Origin of the sequence: Streptosporangium sp. NPDC020072, assembly GCF_040631445.1 — a bacterium.
Classification (GTDB): Bacteria; Actinomycetota; Actinomycetes; order Streptosporangiales; family Streptosporangiaceae; genus Streptosporangium.
The window spans coordinates 46,487-62,281 of the sequence record NZ_JBEYAB010000013.1 but is presented as its reverse complement, the minus strand read 5'-3'; the positions used below and the strand labels follow the sequence as shown (position 1 = coordinate 62,281).

At 70.9% G+C, this 15,795-nt stretch carries 11 protein-coding genes; 8 read left to right on the top strand and 3 right to left on the bottom strand.

Features of this window, described 5'->3' with window-relative positions:
* The first annotated feature begins 187 nt into the window (after positions 1-187).
* The 5 genes from ABZ470_RS29055 to narI all read left to right on the top strand — a co-directional run bounded on the left by ABZ470_RS29055 (position 188) and on the right by narI (position 8,772).
* The gene (locus ABZ470_RS29055; protein WP_362782254.1) at positions 188-1,423 is read left to right on the top strand and encodes an MFS transporter; all 1,236 of its coding nucleotides are present in this window, start codon (positions 188-190) and stop codon (positions 1,421-1,423) included.
* A 92-nt stretch (positions 1,424-1,515) separates the two neighbouring features.
* Entirely contained in the window at positions 1,516-5,208 is a 3,693-nt protein-coding gene (locus ABZ470_RS29050; protein WP_362915357.1) for a nitrate reductase subunit alpha, read from the top strand.
* On the top strand, positions 5,208-6,950 hold the full coding sequence (gene narH / locus ABZ470_RS29045) for a nitrate reductase subunit beta (RefSeq protein WP_362915355.1): 1,743 nt from the start codon (positions 5,208-5,210) through the stop codon (positions 6,948-6,950). The genes ABZ470_RS29050 and narH overlap by 1 nt, the downstream gene beginning before the upstream one ends.
* A complete protein-coding gene (gene narJ, locus ABZ470_RS29040; protein ID WP_362915353.1) occupies positions 6,947-8,047 on the top strand; it encodes a nitrate reductase molybdenum cofactor assembly chaperone in 1,101 nt (366 codons plus the stop codon). The genes narH and narJ overlap by 4 nt, the downstream gene beginning before the upstream one ends.
* Complete coding sequence (gene narI / locus ABZ470_RS29035; protein WP_352012807.1) at positions 8,044-8,772, top strand: respiratory nitrate reductase subunit gamma; 729 nt, start codon at positions 8,044-8,046, stop codon at positions 8,770-8,772. Before narJ ends, narI begins: the two co-directional genes overlap by 4 nt.
* A gap of 3 nt (positions 8,773-8,775) precedes the next feature.
* On the opposite strand, the gene ABZ470_RS29030 is transcribed toward narI, so the two are convergent.
* Positions 8,776-9,276, bottom strand: coding sequence for a hypothetical protein (locus ABZ470_RS29030; protein ID WP_362915350.1), 501 nt, complete (start codon positions 9,274-9,276; stop codon positions 8,776-8,778).
* 448 nt (positions 9,277-9,724) lie between these two features.
* Here ABZ470_RS29030 and ABZ470_RS29025 point away from each other — a divergent pair, with 448 nt between their 5' ends.
* The 3 genes from ABZ470_RS29025 (at position 9,725) to ABZ470_RS29015 (ending at position 13,716) form a co-directional block, all read left to right on the top strand.
* Positions 9,725-9,877 carry a hypothetical protein gene (locus tag ABZ470_RS29025; protein ID WP_362915347.1) on the top strand — a complete coding sequence of 51 codons (153 nt, stop codon included), beginning with the start codon at positions 9,725-9,727 and terminating at the stop codon, positions 9,875-9,877.
* The gene (locus tag ABZ470_RS29020; RefSeq protein WP_362915345.1) at positions 9,850-10,389 is read left to right on the top strand and encodes an RDD family protein; all 540 of its coding nucleotides are present in this window, start codon (positions 9,850-9,852) and stop codon (positions 10,387-10,389) included. Before ABZ470_RS29025 ends, ABZ470_RS29020 begins: the two co-directional genes overlap by 28 nt.
* A gap of 120 nt (positions 10,390-10,509) precedes the next feature.
* Positions 10,510-13,716, top strand: coding sequence for a BTAD domain-containing putative transcriptional regulator (locus tag ABZ470_RS29015; RefSeq protein ID WP_362915343.1), 3,207 nt, complete (start codon positions 10,510-10,512; stop codon positions 13,714-13,716).
* Here ABZ470_RS29015 and ABZ470_RS29010 read toward each other — a convergent pair.
* A complete protein-coding gene (locus ABZ470_RS29010) occupies positions 13,645-14,484 on the bottom strand; it encodes an ABC transporter permease (RefSeq protein WP_362915341.1) in 840 nt (279 codons plus the stop codon). The genes ABZ470_RS29015 and ABZ470_RS29010 overlap by 72 nt on opposite strands.
* A complete protein-coding gene (locus tag ABZ470_RS29005; protein WP_362782232.1) occupies positions 14,481-15,497 on the bottom strand; it encodes an ATP-binding cassette domain-containing protein in 1,017 nt (338 codons plus the stop codon). The genes ABZ470_RS29010 and ABZ470_RS29005 overlap by 4 nt, the downstream gene beginning before the upstream one ends.
* Between the last annotated feature and the right edge of the window lie 298 nt (positions 15,498-15,795).

The window sequence follows — 15,795 nt, the reverse complement described above, 5'->3', positions numbered from 1 at the left end:
CGAGCGGGAGGCGGAGGGGAACCCGGGTGGCCGAGGCGGCAGGTGACGCGCGATCCGTACGGAGGCAGGGGACACAGGGCCCGGGGGGAGAGGTCCAAGGTCCCTGTCCCGGGGATGTACCGGCCGGAAACGCTGTGTGTCGACCACCGTGCCCTGGGCGGCACGGCGACACACAGTGGAGGAAACCATGAGTGCGGGAGACGCGCCGGACAGGCGTCCGGCGCTGATGCTGACCCTGGCCACGGCCGGTTTCGCGATCAACTTCTGGGCGTGGGCGCTGCTCAGCCCGCTGGCGCCGAGGTTCAAGGAGGCCCTGCACCTGAGCCCCTTCCAGCAGGCGCTGGTGGTGGCGGTGCCGGTGGTCGTCGGCTCGCTCGGCCGCGTCCCGGTCGGCGCGCTGACCGACCGGTACGGCGGTCGCGTCATGTTCCCGCTGGTGTCGCTGGCGACCGTCGTCCCGGTGCTCTACCTGGGGCTGGCCGGGCAGACGTCCCTGGCCGGGCTGCTGGTCGGGGGCTTCTTCCTCGGCGTCGGCGGCACGACCTTCGCGATCGGTGTGCCGTTCGTCAACGCCTGGTTCCCGCCCGCGCGGCGCGGCCTGGCCGTCGGCGTGTTCGGCGCGGGCATGGGCGGCACCGCGATCAGCGCGCTGACCACGGTCAAGCTGGTCGACGTCGGCGGAAGCGCGACCCCGTTCACGGTCACCGCCGTCGTGCTCTGCGGGTACGCGGCGGTCGCGGCGCTGCTGCTGCGGGACGCGCCGGGCCGTACGGTGCCGGTCGAGTCGATGGCGCGGCGGCTGGGGGCCACGCTCCGGCTGCGGGTGACCTGGCAGGCCTCGGCGCTCTACGCGGTGGCCTTCGGGGGGTATGTGGCGTTCTCGGTCTATCTGCCGGCCTACCTCAAGACCGCCTACGCGCTGGACCAGGCCGACGCCGCCAACCGGATGGCCGGGTTCGTGCTGCTCGCGGTGCTGATGCGCCCGGTCGGCGGGTGGCTGTCGGACCGGTTCGCGCCGACCAGGGTGCTCGCCTGGACACTGGTCGTCGTCGTGGCCGGTGCCACGGTCCAGGCGTTCACCCCCGGCCTGGCACCCCTCGGGACGGTCGCGTTCCTGTCCATGGCCGCGGCGCTCGGCGCGGGCAGCGGCGCGACGTTCGCCCTGGTGGCGCTGCTCGCCCCGGCGAACAAGGTCGGCTCGGTCACCGGGATCGTGGGCGCCGCGGGCGGTCTGGGCGGGTTCGTGCCGCCGCTGCTGATGGGCGTCATCTACGGCTGGTACGGCAGCTACGCCCTCGGCCTGGGGCTGCTGGCCCTGGTCGCGCTGGCCGCCCTGCTGCTGGACACCACCGCCGTCGCCAGGACGGCCCGCCGCGCCATGCGTCCGCGCCTGGTCGAAGGGTCGGAGGCGTCCGGGACTTAGGACCCGGCTGATCGGGACCCTCGGCACCTGACGTGCGACCCGGTGCCACGGGAGCCTGAGTACGCGTCCCGCGATCGAAGGAGTGCAGCACCGTGTCACCACACCCCCAGACCCCCGCGACGGACTCGGTGCCCGGCGTGGCGCCGCTGCTGGCCGCACGTCGCTTCCTGACGAAGGAGACGGTCGGCGACGGGGGACGGACCCTGCACCAGATCGACCGCGGCTCCTGGGAGACGTTCTACCGGGACCGGTGGCGCTACGACCGGGTGGTCCGTTCGACGCACGGCGTCAACTGCACCGGCTCGTGCTCGTGGAACGTGTTCGTGAAGGACGACCTCATCACCTGGGAGCACCAGGCGACGGACTATCCGACGACGGGCCCCGACGCGCCGGACTACGAACCCCGTGGCTGCCCGCGCGGGGCGTCCTTCTCCTGGTACGAGTACTCGCCGTCCCGGGTACGGCACCCGTACGTGCGCGGGGCGCTGGCCGAGATGTTCCGCGAGTCGCTGGAGCGCCTCGGCGACCCGGTGCTCGCCTGGGCCGACATCGTCGAGAACCCCGTGAAGGCGCAGGCCTACAAGAGCCGGCGGGGCCGGGGCGGCTTCGTGCGGGCCTCGTGGGAGGAGGCGATCACCATGATGGCCGCCGCCCACGTCCACACCACGAAGAAGTACGGCCCGGACCGCGTCGTGGGGTTCTCGCCGATCCCGGCGATGTCGATGGCGTCCTTCGCCGCGGGCACCCGGTACCACGCGCTGCTCGGCGGCACGCTGCTGAGCTTCTACGACTGGTACGCCGACCTGCCCGTCGCCTCCCCGCAGATCTGGGGCGACCAGACCGACGTGCCCGAGGCCGGAGACTGGTGGAATTCCACCTACCTGATGATGTGGGGCTCCAACATCCCGGTGACCAGGACCCCTGACGCGCACTTCCTGGCCGAGGCCCGCTACCGGGGCACCAAGGTCGTGGCCGTGAGCCCCGACTACGCCGACAACGTCAAGTTCGCCGACGACTGGCTCGCGCCGCACCCCGGAACCGACGGCGCCCTGGCGATGGCCATGGGCCACGTCGTCCTCACCGAGTTCTTCCGCGACCGCCAGGTGCCGTACTTCACCGACTACGTCCGCCGCTACACCGACCTGCCCTTCCTCGTCACGCTCAGGAGAAGGGACAACGGCGCCTGGACCTCCGACCGTTTCCTGACCGCGAAGGACCTCGGCGACGAGGACCAGGGCGCGGCGCACCGGACGGTGTTCCTCGACGAGCGCACGGGCGAGCCGGTCGTGCCGAACGGCTCACTCGGGTTCCGGTACGGCGAGCGGGACGCGGGCCGGTGGAACCTCGACCTCGGCGAGGCCGTACCGGCGCTGGGACTGCTCGGCACGACCGAAGAGGCCGTCGAGGTCGAGCTGGCCAGGTTCGACGTCGGGGAGACCGAGGGCGGCGCCGTGATGCGCAGGGGAGTGCCGGTCACCCGGATCGGCGGCCACCTCGTGACGACCGTGTTCGACCTGCTCATGGCCCAGTACGGCGTGCGCCGCGGTGACCTGCCGGGGAGCTGGCCGAACGGCTACGACGACGCCGAGGAGCCCAACACCCCGGCCTGGCAGGAACGCGTCACCGGGGTTCCCGCGGCCCTCGCCGCCCGGATCGCCCGGGAGTTCGCACGCAACGCCGAACGCAGCAGGGGCCGTTCCCTGATCGTCCTGGGCGCCGGGGCCAACCAGTGGTTCCACTCCGACATGACCTACCGGGCGTTCATCTCGCTCGTCCTGCTGACCGGCTGCCAGGGCGTCAACGGCGGCGGCTGGGCGCACTACGTCGGCCAGGAGAAGGCCAGGCCGCTGACCGGCCAGCAGCACATGTCCTTCGCCTTCGACTGGCAGCGCCCGATGCGGCACCAGGCCGCCACGCCGTACTGGTATCTGCACACCGACCAGTGGCGCTACGAGCGGGTGCCCGCCGACGAGCTGGCCTCGCCGCTGGGCACCGGCCGGTTCGCCGGGATGACGTTCGCGGACACCGTCGCCGCGGCCCAGCGGATGGGGTGGAGCCCCGGCCACCCGGCCTTCGACCGCAACCCCCTCGACCTCACCGACGAGGCCGCGGCGGCGGGCCGTACGGTCCAGGAGCACATCGTGGAAGAGCTGAAGGCCGGGCGGCTCGGGGCGGTCGCCGACGACCCGGACGACCCGGCGAACTTCCCCCGCTGCCTCACCCTGTGGCGGGCCAACCTGCTCGGTTCCTCGGGCAAGGGCAACGAGTACTTCATGCGGCACCTGCTCGGCGTCGACTCCCTCGCCCGGGCGGGGGAGTGCGAACCCGGCGAACGGCCCCGCGACGTGGCCTGGCGAGAGGAGGCGCCGACCGGGAAGCTGGACCTGCTCACCGCGATCGACTTCCGGATGACCAACACCGGGCTGCACGCCGACCTGGTCCTGCCCGCCGCCACCTGGTACGAGAAGCACGACATCTCGACCACGGACATGCACCCGTTCGTGCACGCGTTCAGCCCGGCCGTCGAACCGCCCTCGGACGCGCACACCGACTACGACACCTTCCTCGCCCTCGCCGACCGGGTCGGCGAACTCGCCGCCGTCCACCTCGGCGTACGGCGCGACGTCCTGGCGGTGCCGTTGCAGCACGACACCCCCGACGAACTCGCCACCCCTGGCGGCCGGGCCAGGGACTGGAAGGCCGGGGAGTGCGAGCCCGTCCCCGGCGTGACCATGCCGAAGCTCGTGGAGATCGAACGCGACTACACGCTGATCGGCGCCAAGATGCGGGCGGTCGGCCCGCTGCTCGACACCCTCGGCACGACCACCAAGGCCATCACCGTGGACGTCACCCCGGAGATCGCCTACCTCGCCGAGCGCAACGGCGTCGTCGCCGACGGCCCGTTCGCCGGACGCCCGTCGCTGGCGACCGCCGACCGGATGTGCGAGGCGATCCTGGCGCTGTCGGGCACCACGAACGGGCGGGTGGCCGCCGCCGGGTTCGCCGCCCTGGAGGCGCGCACCGGGCAGCCGTTCGCCGACCTGATCGAAGGCCACGAGGACGACCACATCACCTACCCGGACACCCAGGCCGCGCCGCAGCCGGTGTTCACCAGCCCGGAGTGGTCCGGCTCGGAGAAGGGCGGCCGCCGCTACTCGCCGTTCACCCTCAACGTCGAACGGTCCAAGCCGTGGCACACCCTCACCGGCAGGCAGCACTTCTTCGTCGAGCACGACTGGGTCGCCGAACTGGGCGAACAGCTGCCCGCCTTCCGGCCGCCGCTGAACATGGCGCGCCACTTCGGCAGACCCGGCGAGGTCGTCGACGGCGGCGTGACGGTACGGTTCCTCACCCCGCACGCCAAATGGTCGATCCACTCGATGTACCACGACAACGAGCTGATGCTCGCGCTGTCCCGGGGCGGGCCGGTCATCTGGATGAGCGTCGAGGACGCCGCGAAGATCGGCGTCAGGGACAACGAGTGGATCGAGGCGCACAACCGCAACGGCGTCGTCGTCGCCCGTGCCGTGGTCAGCCACCGGATGCCCGAGGGCACGGTCTTCCAGTACCACTCGCCGGAGCGGACGGTGAACGTGCCCAAGGCCGAGAGGAACGGCCGCCGCGGCGGCTACCACAACTCGATGACCCGGCTGCTGGTCAAGCCGACCCACCTCGCGGGCGGACACGCCCAGCTCACCTACGCCTTCAACTACTACGGCCCGATCGGCAGCCAGCGCGACGAGATCACGGTGATCCGCCGTCGTTCGCAGGAGGTGGAGTACTGATGAGAATCCGCGCGCAGGTCGCGATGGTGATGAACCTCGACAAGTGCATCGGCTGTCACACCTGCTCGGTGACGTGCAAGCAGACCTGGACCAACCGCGAGGGCACCGAGTACGTCTGGTTCAACAACGTCGAGACCAAGCCCGGCATCGGCTACCCCAAGCACTACGAGGACCAGGACCGCTGGCACGGCGGGTGGCGGCTCGACCGCAAGGGCAGGCTGACCCTGCGCTCCGGCGGCCGGATGAAGCGGCTGAGCCGCATCTTCGCCAACCCGGACCTGCCGTCGATCGACGACTACTACGAGCCCGCGACGTTCGACAAGGACATCCTGGTCGGCGCGCCCGCCGGCCTGAAGGACACCCCGGTCAAGAGGCCGTACTCCGCGCTGACGGGTGAGCCGATGGCCGTGGAATGGGGGGCGAACTGGGAGGACGGCCTCGGCGGGGCGCACGAACGGGCCGACCGGGACCCGAACATCACCCGGATGCCCGCCGAGGCCGCGGCGAAGGTCAGGTTCGAGTTCGAGAAGACCTTCATGTTCCACCTGCCCCGGATCTGCGAGCACTGTCTCAACCCGGCCTGCGTTTCGGCCTGCCCGTCGGGCGCGATGTACAAGCGGGAGGAGGACGGCATCGTCCTCGTCGACCAGGACAGGTGCCGGGGCTGGCGGATGTGCGTCTCGGCGTGCCCGTACAAGAAGGTGTACGTCAACCACGCCACCGGCAAGGCCGAGAAGTGCACCTTCTGCTTCCCGAGGATCGAGGCGGGCCAGCCGACCATCTGCTCGGAGACGTGTGTGGGACGGCTCCGCTATCTCGGCATCGTCCTCTACGACGAGGACGCCGTCCTCGCCGCCGCGTCGGTGCCGGACGAGCACGACCTGCTCGACGCCCAGCGCGAGGTCTTCCTCAACCCCCACGACCCGGCGGTACGGCGGGCGGCCCGCGACGCGGGAATGCCCGAGGAGTGGGTCGAGGCCGCGAGGCTGTCGCCGGTGTGGCGGCTGATCAGCGAGTACCGGATCGCGTTGCCGTTGCACCCGGAGTACCGGACGCTGCCGATGGTCTGGTACGTCCCGCCGCTCTCCCCGGTGCTCGACGCGACCGGCGCGGCGGGCCGTGACGACACCGACGCCGACGACGTCTTCCACACCATCAGGGACCTGCGCATCCCGGTCGAGTATCTCGCCGAGCTGTTCACCGCGGGCGACGCCGACGCCGCCGCCGGGGTCCTGATGAAGCTGGCCGCGATGCGTTCGTACATGCGGGCCAGGACCCTGGACGGCACGGTCGCCGAGGAACTGCTCGACGGCATCGGGATGACGGCCGAGCAGGTCGAGTCGATGTACCGGCTGCTCGCCATCGCCAAGTACGACGAGCGGTACGTCATCCCGACCGCCTACAGCAAGGACGCCGCCGCCCTTGAGGCCCAGGCCGCCGCGTCAGGCGGTTGCTCCCTGGACTGCGAGGGCGGCCCGGGCATGGGCGGTTCCGGGGCGGCCGGGTTCGGTGCGGGTGGTTCCGGGGCGGGCGGTCCTGGCGCAGGCGGTTCCGGAACGGACGGCTCTGGCGCGGGCGGTCCTGGCGCGGGTGATGTCGAGCGGGTCAGGGCCGTGACCGAGCGCTTCCACCTCGTCGAGGGCGGTGCCGACGACGTGCACGTCGGAAGACAGGGACTCACGACACGACGCCCCGACGGCCGGACGGGCCTGACCATCGACCCCCTGCGGGACCGGTCATGACCACACCCCCGACCAACACGACCTTCACGGCGACCCCGGTGACCCCGGTGACCGCGACCACCAGGATCCCGGTGCCCGTGATCGACGTGACTTTGACGGCCGTCACCGATGCGGCCCCCATGCCCGTGATCGACACGGCCCCGGCCGCCATGGGCACGGCCTCGACGGCGGCGACCGGTGGAGTCCCGGCCACCACGGATACGACCTCGGGGACGGTGATCGATGGGGCTCCGGCCGCCATGGGCACGACCCCGGCGGTGGTGGCCGTCGGGACCTCCGTGATCGACGGGGCCTCCGTGGCCCCGGCCGACCGGATCCGACTGTTCCAGCTCGCCTCGGTGTTGCTCACCTATCCGGACGCGGAACTGCTCGGCGCCGCCGACGAGCTGCGCGGTGCCGCCGCCGGAATCGGGCACCCGTGGCTGCGCGGGCAGGTCGAGGAGTTCCTCGCCTGGCTGACCGGCACGGCGCCGATCGACGCGCAGCGGCACTACGTGCGGACCTTCGACCTGCGCCGTAAGTCCGGCCTCTACCTGACGTACTACCTGCACGGCGACACCCGTAGGCGGGGCATGGCGCTGCTCGTCCTCAAGCGGCGTTACCGTGCCCACGGTCTGCGGCTGGCCGCCGGTGAGCTGCCCGACCTGCTGCCGGTCGTCCTTGAGTTCGCCGCCGTGGTCGGTCCCGGCGAGGGGGAGGCGCCGCTGCGCCAGCACCGGCGCGGCGTCGAACTGCTCCGTGCCGCCTTGGCCGACCTCGGCACGCCGTACGGCCTGCTGCTCGACGCGATCACCGCCGTCCTGCCCGAACTGACCGACGCCGACCGGGCGGCCATCGCGGAGCTGGCCCTGGACGGCCCACCCGTCGAGTCCGTCGGCCTGGACACCCCCGGCCCGAACCCCTGCGGTCCGGGTTCTCCCGGTCTGGACCCCTCTGGCCTGAACCCCTGCGGTCCGGGTTCCCCGGGCCTGGGCTCTCTGGGGCCGGACCTCCTCAGCCTGGGCTTCCCGGGCCGGGACCTCGACCTCCACGGTGACGAGCTCGGCGGTATCGGCCTGGCACCGTACCCCACCCCCTCCTCGGAGGACCTGCGATGAACACCGTCATCTGGATCGCCCTGCCGTACCTCTGCCTCGTGGTGTTCGTCGGCGGCCACATATGGCGGTGGCGCCACGACCAGTTCGGCTGGACCACGCACACCAGCCAGCTGCTGGAGAACCGGATCCTGCGCCTGGGGTCGCCGCTGTTCCACCTGGGCGCGTTCGGGGCCATCGGCGGGCACGCGATGGGGCTGCTGGTCCCGGCCTCGGTGACCGCGTGGCTGGGTGTCCCCGAGCACCTCTACCACCTGGTCGCGGTCTGGGCCGGTACGGTGACCGGCGTCATGCTCGTCGCCGGGTTCGTCCTGCTCGTCGCCCGTCGCGTGGTCAACCGCCGGGTCAGGCGGAAGACAACCCCCATGGACAGGGTGCTCTACGCGGCCCTGGCGGTCATGATCGGGCTCGGGATGGCCGCCACGGTCGTCGTGAACCTGTTCGGCCCGGGATACGACTACCGGGAGACGGTCGCGGTCTGGTTCCGCGGCGTGTTCCTGTTCTCCCCGCGCAGTGACCTGATGACCGGCGCCCCGCTGGTCTACCAGCTGCACGCCGTCGGCGGCTTCCTGCTCCTGGCGCTGTGGCCCTTCACCCGGCTCGTCCACGTCTGGTCGGCCCCCCTGGCCTACCTGTGGCGCCCCTACGTCGTCTACCGCACCCGCCAGGGCCCCGTCCCACCCGCCCAACCCAGCCCGGCCGCCGTACGCGAGGCGACCGGCGGGTAACCGCTACACCGGCCAGAGCGGCATCCGGTAGAGGTCGACATCGACGACGGTGGCCGGGAAGTCGGGTTCGTCGGTGTTGGACAGGTATCTGGTCAACACCCGGGCCGACCAGGTGCTGTCTCGTCTGCCGGTGTCGAACTCCAGGTAGTCGCCTATCTCCTCTCCTTCCTCTCCTATCTCCTCGACGATGCCGATCCGGCCGGAGCGCAGGTGGAGCCGCCCTTCCCACATGCGCTCCCAGGAGGGGAGCAGGCTGGGCTCGGCGTCCCAGAGTTCGTAGCGGACATGGATCGGACCACCTCGCTGGTTCGTTCCCCCAGAAGTGACCATGCTGACGATGCTGACCCCGTTGGGACCTGCCCCGATCCTGGGGAGCGTCATCCTCATGCCGTCACCGGGCGAGGGGCTGCCCGTGGGGATGCCGTCCTCCACCTCGGTGATGAGAAAGTCGGAGCCCAGATACATCCGCAGGCTGTCGAGAGCACTCGCGAGAAGAACCGCCATGGAGTTCTGCCTTCCTGTGGAAACACCTCGCCGTGAGTTCCAGGGCCGATGACAGCGTAGTGAGACATTTCCACGAAATCTGTGGCGTCCAGGTCTGTCGGTAGGGTGTCGTTTCCCAAGACGAAAGGACCACCTTGCCGCGGATGTCCCGGTCGATGCTGGCGGCGTGGGTGACGGCCGCGGTCGTCGCGGCCCTCCCGACGTGGGATTTGCGGCGCGGACGCCTTGGTTATGAGGAGTTCGTACGGACTTCGGGAGAGCCCGACACGTTTTACAGGGTCGTGTGCCGGTTCGGCAGTGGAACGACGCTGTCCCCGCTCGCCCCGCTGAGCCACGATCTTGAAGCGATCGGGGGTTCGCCACGGAGTGGGCGGTCGCGGCGCTGGTGGTTCTTCTCGGCCTTCTGTCCTGTCTGAACCGTGGGGATCCCGGAGCGACCGGCCGACGTGTGGCCTGGCTCCTCGTCATGGGCGCGGCCGTCGGAGCTCTCGTCTCGCTGTACGGCTCCAGCGGGATCTGCCGGGAGGAGATCCCGCTTCTCAGCGTCGAGCGGTTGGCGGCGATGACCAACGGGTGGGGACCACCCAGCTGTGCCTTCTGATGGCGGCGGCGCTGATGTTCGCCGCCTCACGGGAGCGTCATCCGGACGGCTCATCGGCGGGGATGGCGTGGCGACGACCGGCCGCGGTCCTGGTCGACTATCTCGTCATCTGTACAGTCCTCAGCTCCGTCGTGGGACTGGTGATCGGCGTGGGCCCGATGTCCGGGATGGGAGCCGGCTTCCTGAAGCGGGCCGAGACGTACCCGACGGCACCGGCCGCCCCCGCCGGACTGTTCCTCTTCTTCTGGATCCAGCACGTCCTGTGGGGGCGGACGCCCGGTAAACGGCTGCTGGGGATCCGTGTCGTCGCGACGGGCACACGATCAACGGCCGGGAGGGCGGTGCTTCGGGTGGTGGCCTTTCCGCTGCTCGCCCTCGTGCCCGGTGCCGGGCTGTGGACGCTCTTCGACGCGGAGGGCCAGGTTCTTCACGATCGGTTGCTGGGCTTCACGGTGATACGTGACCGATCGATCCCGGGAGTAGCCGCCCCAGGGGCCGGTGGTGGTGTTTGAAACCTGGCGTACGCGGCGGGGCCGGCGGTCGGATGTCGTAAATACCGCAGGTCAGCGGCCTTTTGAGGGGGAAATATATGCATTGCTACTGGAAGGCCGATACGCCGTAAGCTGGGGTGCGTGGCTCCGGTGCTGACCCTGCTCGACGGTGTCCGCTGGGAGGGTAGGCCACTGGCGGGCGATCGCGCGCATGCCCTGCTGGCCGTGCTCGTGCTGCACGGGAAGGCCGGGGTCAGCGACGATCACCTGGTCCGGGAGCTGTGGTGGGAGGACCCGCCCGCCAATCCCGTCAAGGCGCTACAGGTCGTGGTCTCCCGTACCCGTTCCGCGACCGGCCCCGACGTCGTGGTGCGTACGGCGCGCGGCTACCGGCTTGGCCTGTCGGCGGACCAGGTCGACGCCCACCTGCTCGCCGACCTCGTGGGGCGGGCGGTCAGGGCGCTGGGCGAGGGGGACACGGCCCTGGCCCGCCGGTGCGCCGAGCAGGCGATCACCCTGGCGGGGAACGGTCGTGAGCCGTCGACCGGAGCGCTGGCCGACCTGCGCGCCGTCGCCGCCGGACACCTGGCCGAGGCCTGCCGGGTGCTTGCCCTCGCGCGGGGCAGGGACGGCGACCACGCGGGCGCGCTTCCCCTGCTTGAGGAGCGCGCGGCCGCCCTTCCGCACGACGAGGAACTGCTGGCCTGCCTGCTGCGCAGTGAGGCGGCGGTGCGCGGTGTCGCCGCGGCGCTGGAACGCTACGAACGCTACCGGGCCGACCTCGCCGACCGGCTCGGCACCGATCCCGGGCCTGAGCTGACGCGGGTGCACGCCGGGCTGCTGGCCGCCGACCGGCCGGTGCGCGAGGGGCTTCGCTACGACGGTTCCTCGCTGCTCGGCCGTGAGGACGACATCCGTACGGTCCACGCCCTGCTGCAGAGCGGCAGGGTCGTCTCCATCGTCGGCCCCGGCGGGCTGGGCAAGACGCGGCTGGCCCACGTGGCGGGCAGGAACGCCGTGCAGCCGGTGGCGCACTTCGTCGAACTGGTCGCCGTGTCCTCTCCCGAGGGCGTGGTGGACGAGGTGGGGTCCGCGCTCGGGGTGCGTGACTCGGTCGTCGGACGGCGGGCACTGACCCCGCAGCAGCGCGCCGACGTGCGGACCCGCATCGCCGCCCACCTGGACCAGGTGCCCTCCCTGCTCATCCTGGACAACTGCGAGCACGTCGTCGAGGCCGTGGCCGACCTGGTGGCCTTCCTCATCGCCACCACTCGTGACCTGCGGATTCTCACCACCTCACGCGCCCCGCTGGCGATCCCCGCCGAACGGGTCCACCAGCTCGGCGAGCTGGCCACGGGTGACGCGGTCGAGTTGTTCGGCCAACGGGCCACGGCGGCCCGTCCCGGTGTGCGGCTCGACGAGGAGGTCGTGCGCGAGATCGTCACCCGGCTCGACGGTCTTCCGCTGGCCATCGAGCTGGCTGCGGCCAAGACGCGGATGATGTCGGTCGAGGAGATCAGACGGCGGCTGAACGACCGGTTCGCCCTGCTGCGTGGCGGTAACCGCAGCGCCCCCGACCGGCACCAGACGTTGCTCGCGGTCATCGACTGGTCCTGGAACCTGCTGGGCGAGCGGGAGCGGCGCGCGCTGAGCCGGCTGTCGCTGTTCGGCGACGGCTTCACGCTGGAGACGGCCGAGTACATGCTCGGCTCGGACGCGCTGCACGCCGTGGACGCGCTGGTCGAGCAGTCCCTGCTGAGCGTCAGGGAGACCGCGTACGGCCTGCGCTACCGCATGCTGGAGACGGTCAGGGAGTTCGGCCTGATGCGCCTGGCCGAGGCCGGTGAGGAGGAGCGGGCGCGGGCGGCGCAACGGTCCTGGGCCGTCGAGTACGGCATACGCCATATCGACTATCTGTTCAGTGTCCGCCAGTTCGAGGCCGTGGACGCGCTGCGCGCCGAGGAGGGCAACCTGGCCGACCAGCTGCGCCGGGCGCTGGGCGAGGGCGACTCCGGCACGGTGATGCAGCTGATGTCCGCCGTGGGCGCGCTGTGGTCGATCCGTGGCGACCACCCCAGGATCGTCGTGCTGCGTGAGGCGCTGGTCCAGGCGCTCGACGGCTGGGTCCCGCCCCCGGAGCTTGAGGAGGCGACCAGGGCGGCCCTGCTCATCATGCTCATGAACATGATGGGGATGACCGACCGCACGCTGCGCGACCTGCTCACCCACCTGCCCGAACGCGAGAGCCCCGTCCCCCGCCTGGCCGCGATGACGCGGGTGGTGCTGGCCAGTGACTCCCCCAACGGGAACCAGGTCATCCAGCGACTGACCGAGCTGAGTCTGAGTTCCGACCACGACCTCGCCCTGATGGCGGGGCAGGCGCTGGCCCACGCGCTGGAGAACATCGGAGCGGCGGAGGCCGCGTGCGCGGCGGCGGAGCGGGCGCTGGCCGTGGCGCGGGAGGACGACGGGCCGTGGCAGAAGGCCGTCCTGCGGGCCACACTCGCCCAGCTGACCCTGCAACGGGGAGACCACGAGCAGGCGGTCCGCCACGCCCGCGCCGCCCTTCCCGCCATGATCAGGATCGGCGCCACCGACGACGAGGTGCAACTGCGCGCCGTCATCATCCACAACGCCATCCAGACGGGTGATCTGGAGACGGCCGAGGCCGAGTTCGCCGAGCTGACGCGGATCAGCGAGAGCGAGGCGGTGCAGGGCGAGATGGTGTTCATCCCGATGTGCGCGGCCGAGTTGTCCCTCGCCCGCGGTGACACGGCGCACGCCCTGGCCCAGTACCGCCTGGCCGTGCAGCGGGCCCGTGACATGCGGCTGACCTCCGGTCTTCCGAGCGGCAGCGAACCGTGGGTGATCGTCATCACCGCCTTCGCGCTGACGGCCCACGCCTACCACGCCGGCCCGTCCGACCTGCGTCACGGCGAGGAACTGTTCGCCGACCGGTCCTTCCTGCTGAACGGGGAGATGCTGAGCGCGCGCAGCCTCTACATCGACTATCCGGTGGTCGGGACGATGCTGTTCGCGCTCGGAGCGTGGGGCCTGCTGTGGGAGGCGCTGCCCGCGCACGAGGCGATCAGGCTGCTGGTGCTCGCCGAGCGTTTCTCCTACAGCCAGATGATGTCCAGCATGGCCTTCGACCGGATCGAACCGCACGCGGAGAGGGCCGCGCCCGGTCTGATCTCCGCGATACGGGCGGAGTACGGCGACCGGCGCGGCCCCGAGTTGCTCGACGAGGCCAGGAAGGCGCTGCGCGGCCACGGCTCAGATGTGCCGCTTGTAGGAACGCACCGCCAGCGGCGCGAAGATCAGGATGCAGATCAGGCAGGCCAGTAGCGTCCAGGCCACCTCCCCGCTCACGACACCGTTGTTGGCCAGGTCGCGGGCCGCCGTGACCAGGTGCGAGACCGGGTTGACCCGGACGAAGGCGGCCAGCCAGCCCGGCAGCGTGTCCACCGGCACGAACGCGTTGGACAGGAACGTCAGCGGGAACATGATCATCATCGAGATGCCCTGCACCGCCTGGGCGCTGCGCGCGATGGTGCCGACCCAGGTGAAGGCCCACGCCAGCGACCAGCCCGTGACGATCGACAGCGCGATCGCGCCGAGCGTCCCGAACACGCCGCCGCCCGGCCGGTAGCCCATGAGGATGCCCATGCCGAAGGTCAGCCCCGAGGCGATCGTGTAACGCACCAGGTCGGCGACCATCGGCCCGGCCAGCGGCGCGATGCGGGCGATCGGCAGCGACTTGAACCGGTCGAAGACCCCCTTCTCCATGTCCTCACGGAGCTGGATGCCGGTCGCCATACAGGTGGTCAGCACGGTCTGGGCGAGGATGCCGGGAATCATGAGCGGCAGGTAGTTGCCCACGTTCCCGGCGATGGCGCCGCCGAAGATGTAGGCGAACATCGCCGTGAACAGGATGGGCTGCATCGTCACGTCGATGAACTGCTCGGGGTTGCGGAACATCTTCTTCACCGCCCGCCAGGCCATCATCATGGTCTGGCTGAGCGTCTCGCCGACCGAGACGCGCCGCCGCGCGGACGCCACCCGGTCGGCGGCCCGTACGGGCTGGTGGGCGGCCGGTGCGGTCAGGGTGCTCATCGGTTCTCTCCGTCGTTGTCGTTCTTCTCGTCGGCCTCGTGACCGGTGAGGGCCAGGAACACCTCGTCCAGGCTGGGCTTGTCCACGCTCACCGACGCTACGGACACCCCCGCGGTGCGTAGCGCGATCAGCACGTCGGCGGCCAGGTCCGCCTGGCCGAGCGGGGCGGTGAGCCGTCCCTGCTCCGGGCTGAGCACGGGCTCGACGCCGACCACACGGCGCACGATGTCCGAGGCCTGCCGCATCTCACCGGGTACGGCGAGCACGACCTGCAGGGCGGAGTCGCCGACCGTGGTCTTCAGCTCGTCCGGGGTGCCCTCGGCCACCTTCCTGCCGTGGTCGATGACGGCGATCCGGTCGGCGAGCTGGTCGGCCTCGTCGAGGTACTGGGTGGTCAGCAGGACGGTGCAGCCGTCGGCGACCAGGTCGCGGATGGTGTCCCACATCTGTCCGCGTGTACGGGGGTCGAGTCCGGTGGTCGGCTCGTCCAGGAAGATCAACGGCGGCCTGGTGATCAGGCTGGCGGCCAGGTCGAGCCGCCGCCGCATGCCCCCGGAGAACTGCGCGATCGGCTTGTTGGCGGCCTCCTCAAGCCCGAACCGCCCCAGCAGGTCGGTGGAGATCCGCTTCGCCTCCGCGGAGCCGATGCCCTGCAGCCGCCCGAACAGCCACAGGTTCTCCCGCGCGGTCAGGTTCTCGTCGACCGACGCGTACTGGCCGGTGACCCCGACCAGCTGCCTGATCACGTGCGGGTTGTCGGCCACGTCGACGCCGAAGATCTCGGCGCGTCCGGCGTCGATCTTCAGCAGCGTCGCCAGCATCCGCATCGTCGTGGTCTTGCCCGCGCCGTTGGGGCCGAGGACCCCGAAGACCTCGCCGGGCCGTACGTCCAGGTCGATCCCGTCGACGGCGCGGTACGTGCCGAACGTCTTGACCAGTCCCTCGGCCCGGACGGCGCTCACCGCCGTCTCGGCACCGGACCTCGTCTGTCTTGTCTCTTGGGTGATGCTCATGGACACAGGTTCGACGACCCGGGTTTCACCACACCTTCGCCCCGGTTTCGCGGCGCCTCCTGGGTGAAACCCGAGGCGTTCAGGCGTTTGCAGAAACCGTCAACACATTCTGCGGAAACCGTCAACGACATTCCGCCGGAGAATCAACAGACTGGCTTCAGCCTTTCGTTCGGAAAGGAGAGAAGCAGAGTCCGTGCCAGGGGTCGCCGTTTCTCCGGCGAACGTCCCCCTTCGATCCGTACCGCGTGCCCGCGCGCAGCCGAGGCACGTCCGGACCTGCGGGAACAGGGGACCGCGG

Bases quoted from the DNA above. Each gene is read 5' to 3' on its own strand.
- ABZ470_RS29005 (WP_362782232.1), bottom strand. From the start codon at position 15,497: ATGAGCATCACCCAAGAGACAAGACAGACGAGGTCCGGTGCCGAGACG.
- ABZ470_RS29030 (WP_362915350.1), bottom strand. From the start codon at position 9,276: ATGGCGGTTCTTCTCGCGAGTGCTCTCGACAGCCTGCGGATGTATCTG.
- narI (WP_352012807.1), top strand. From the start codon at position 8,044: ATGAACACCGTCATCTGGATCGCCCTGCCGTACCTCTGCCTCGTGGTG.
- narH (WP_362915355.1), top strand. From the start codon at position 5,208: ATGAGAATCCGCGCGCAGGTCGCGATGGTGATGAACCTCGACAAGTGC.
- ABZ470_RS29055 (WP_362782254.1), top strand. From the start codon at position 188: ATGAGTGCGGGAGACGCGCCGGACAGGCGTCCGGCGCTGATGCTGACC.
- narJ (WP_362915353.1), top strand. From the start codon at position 6,947: ATGACCACACCCCCGACCAACACGACCTTCACGGCGACCCCGGTGACC.
- ABZ470_RS29010 (WP_362915341.1), bottom strand. From the start codon at position 14,484: ATGAGCACCCTGACCGCACCGGCCGCCCACCAGCCCGTACGGGCCGCC.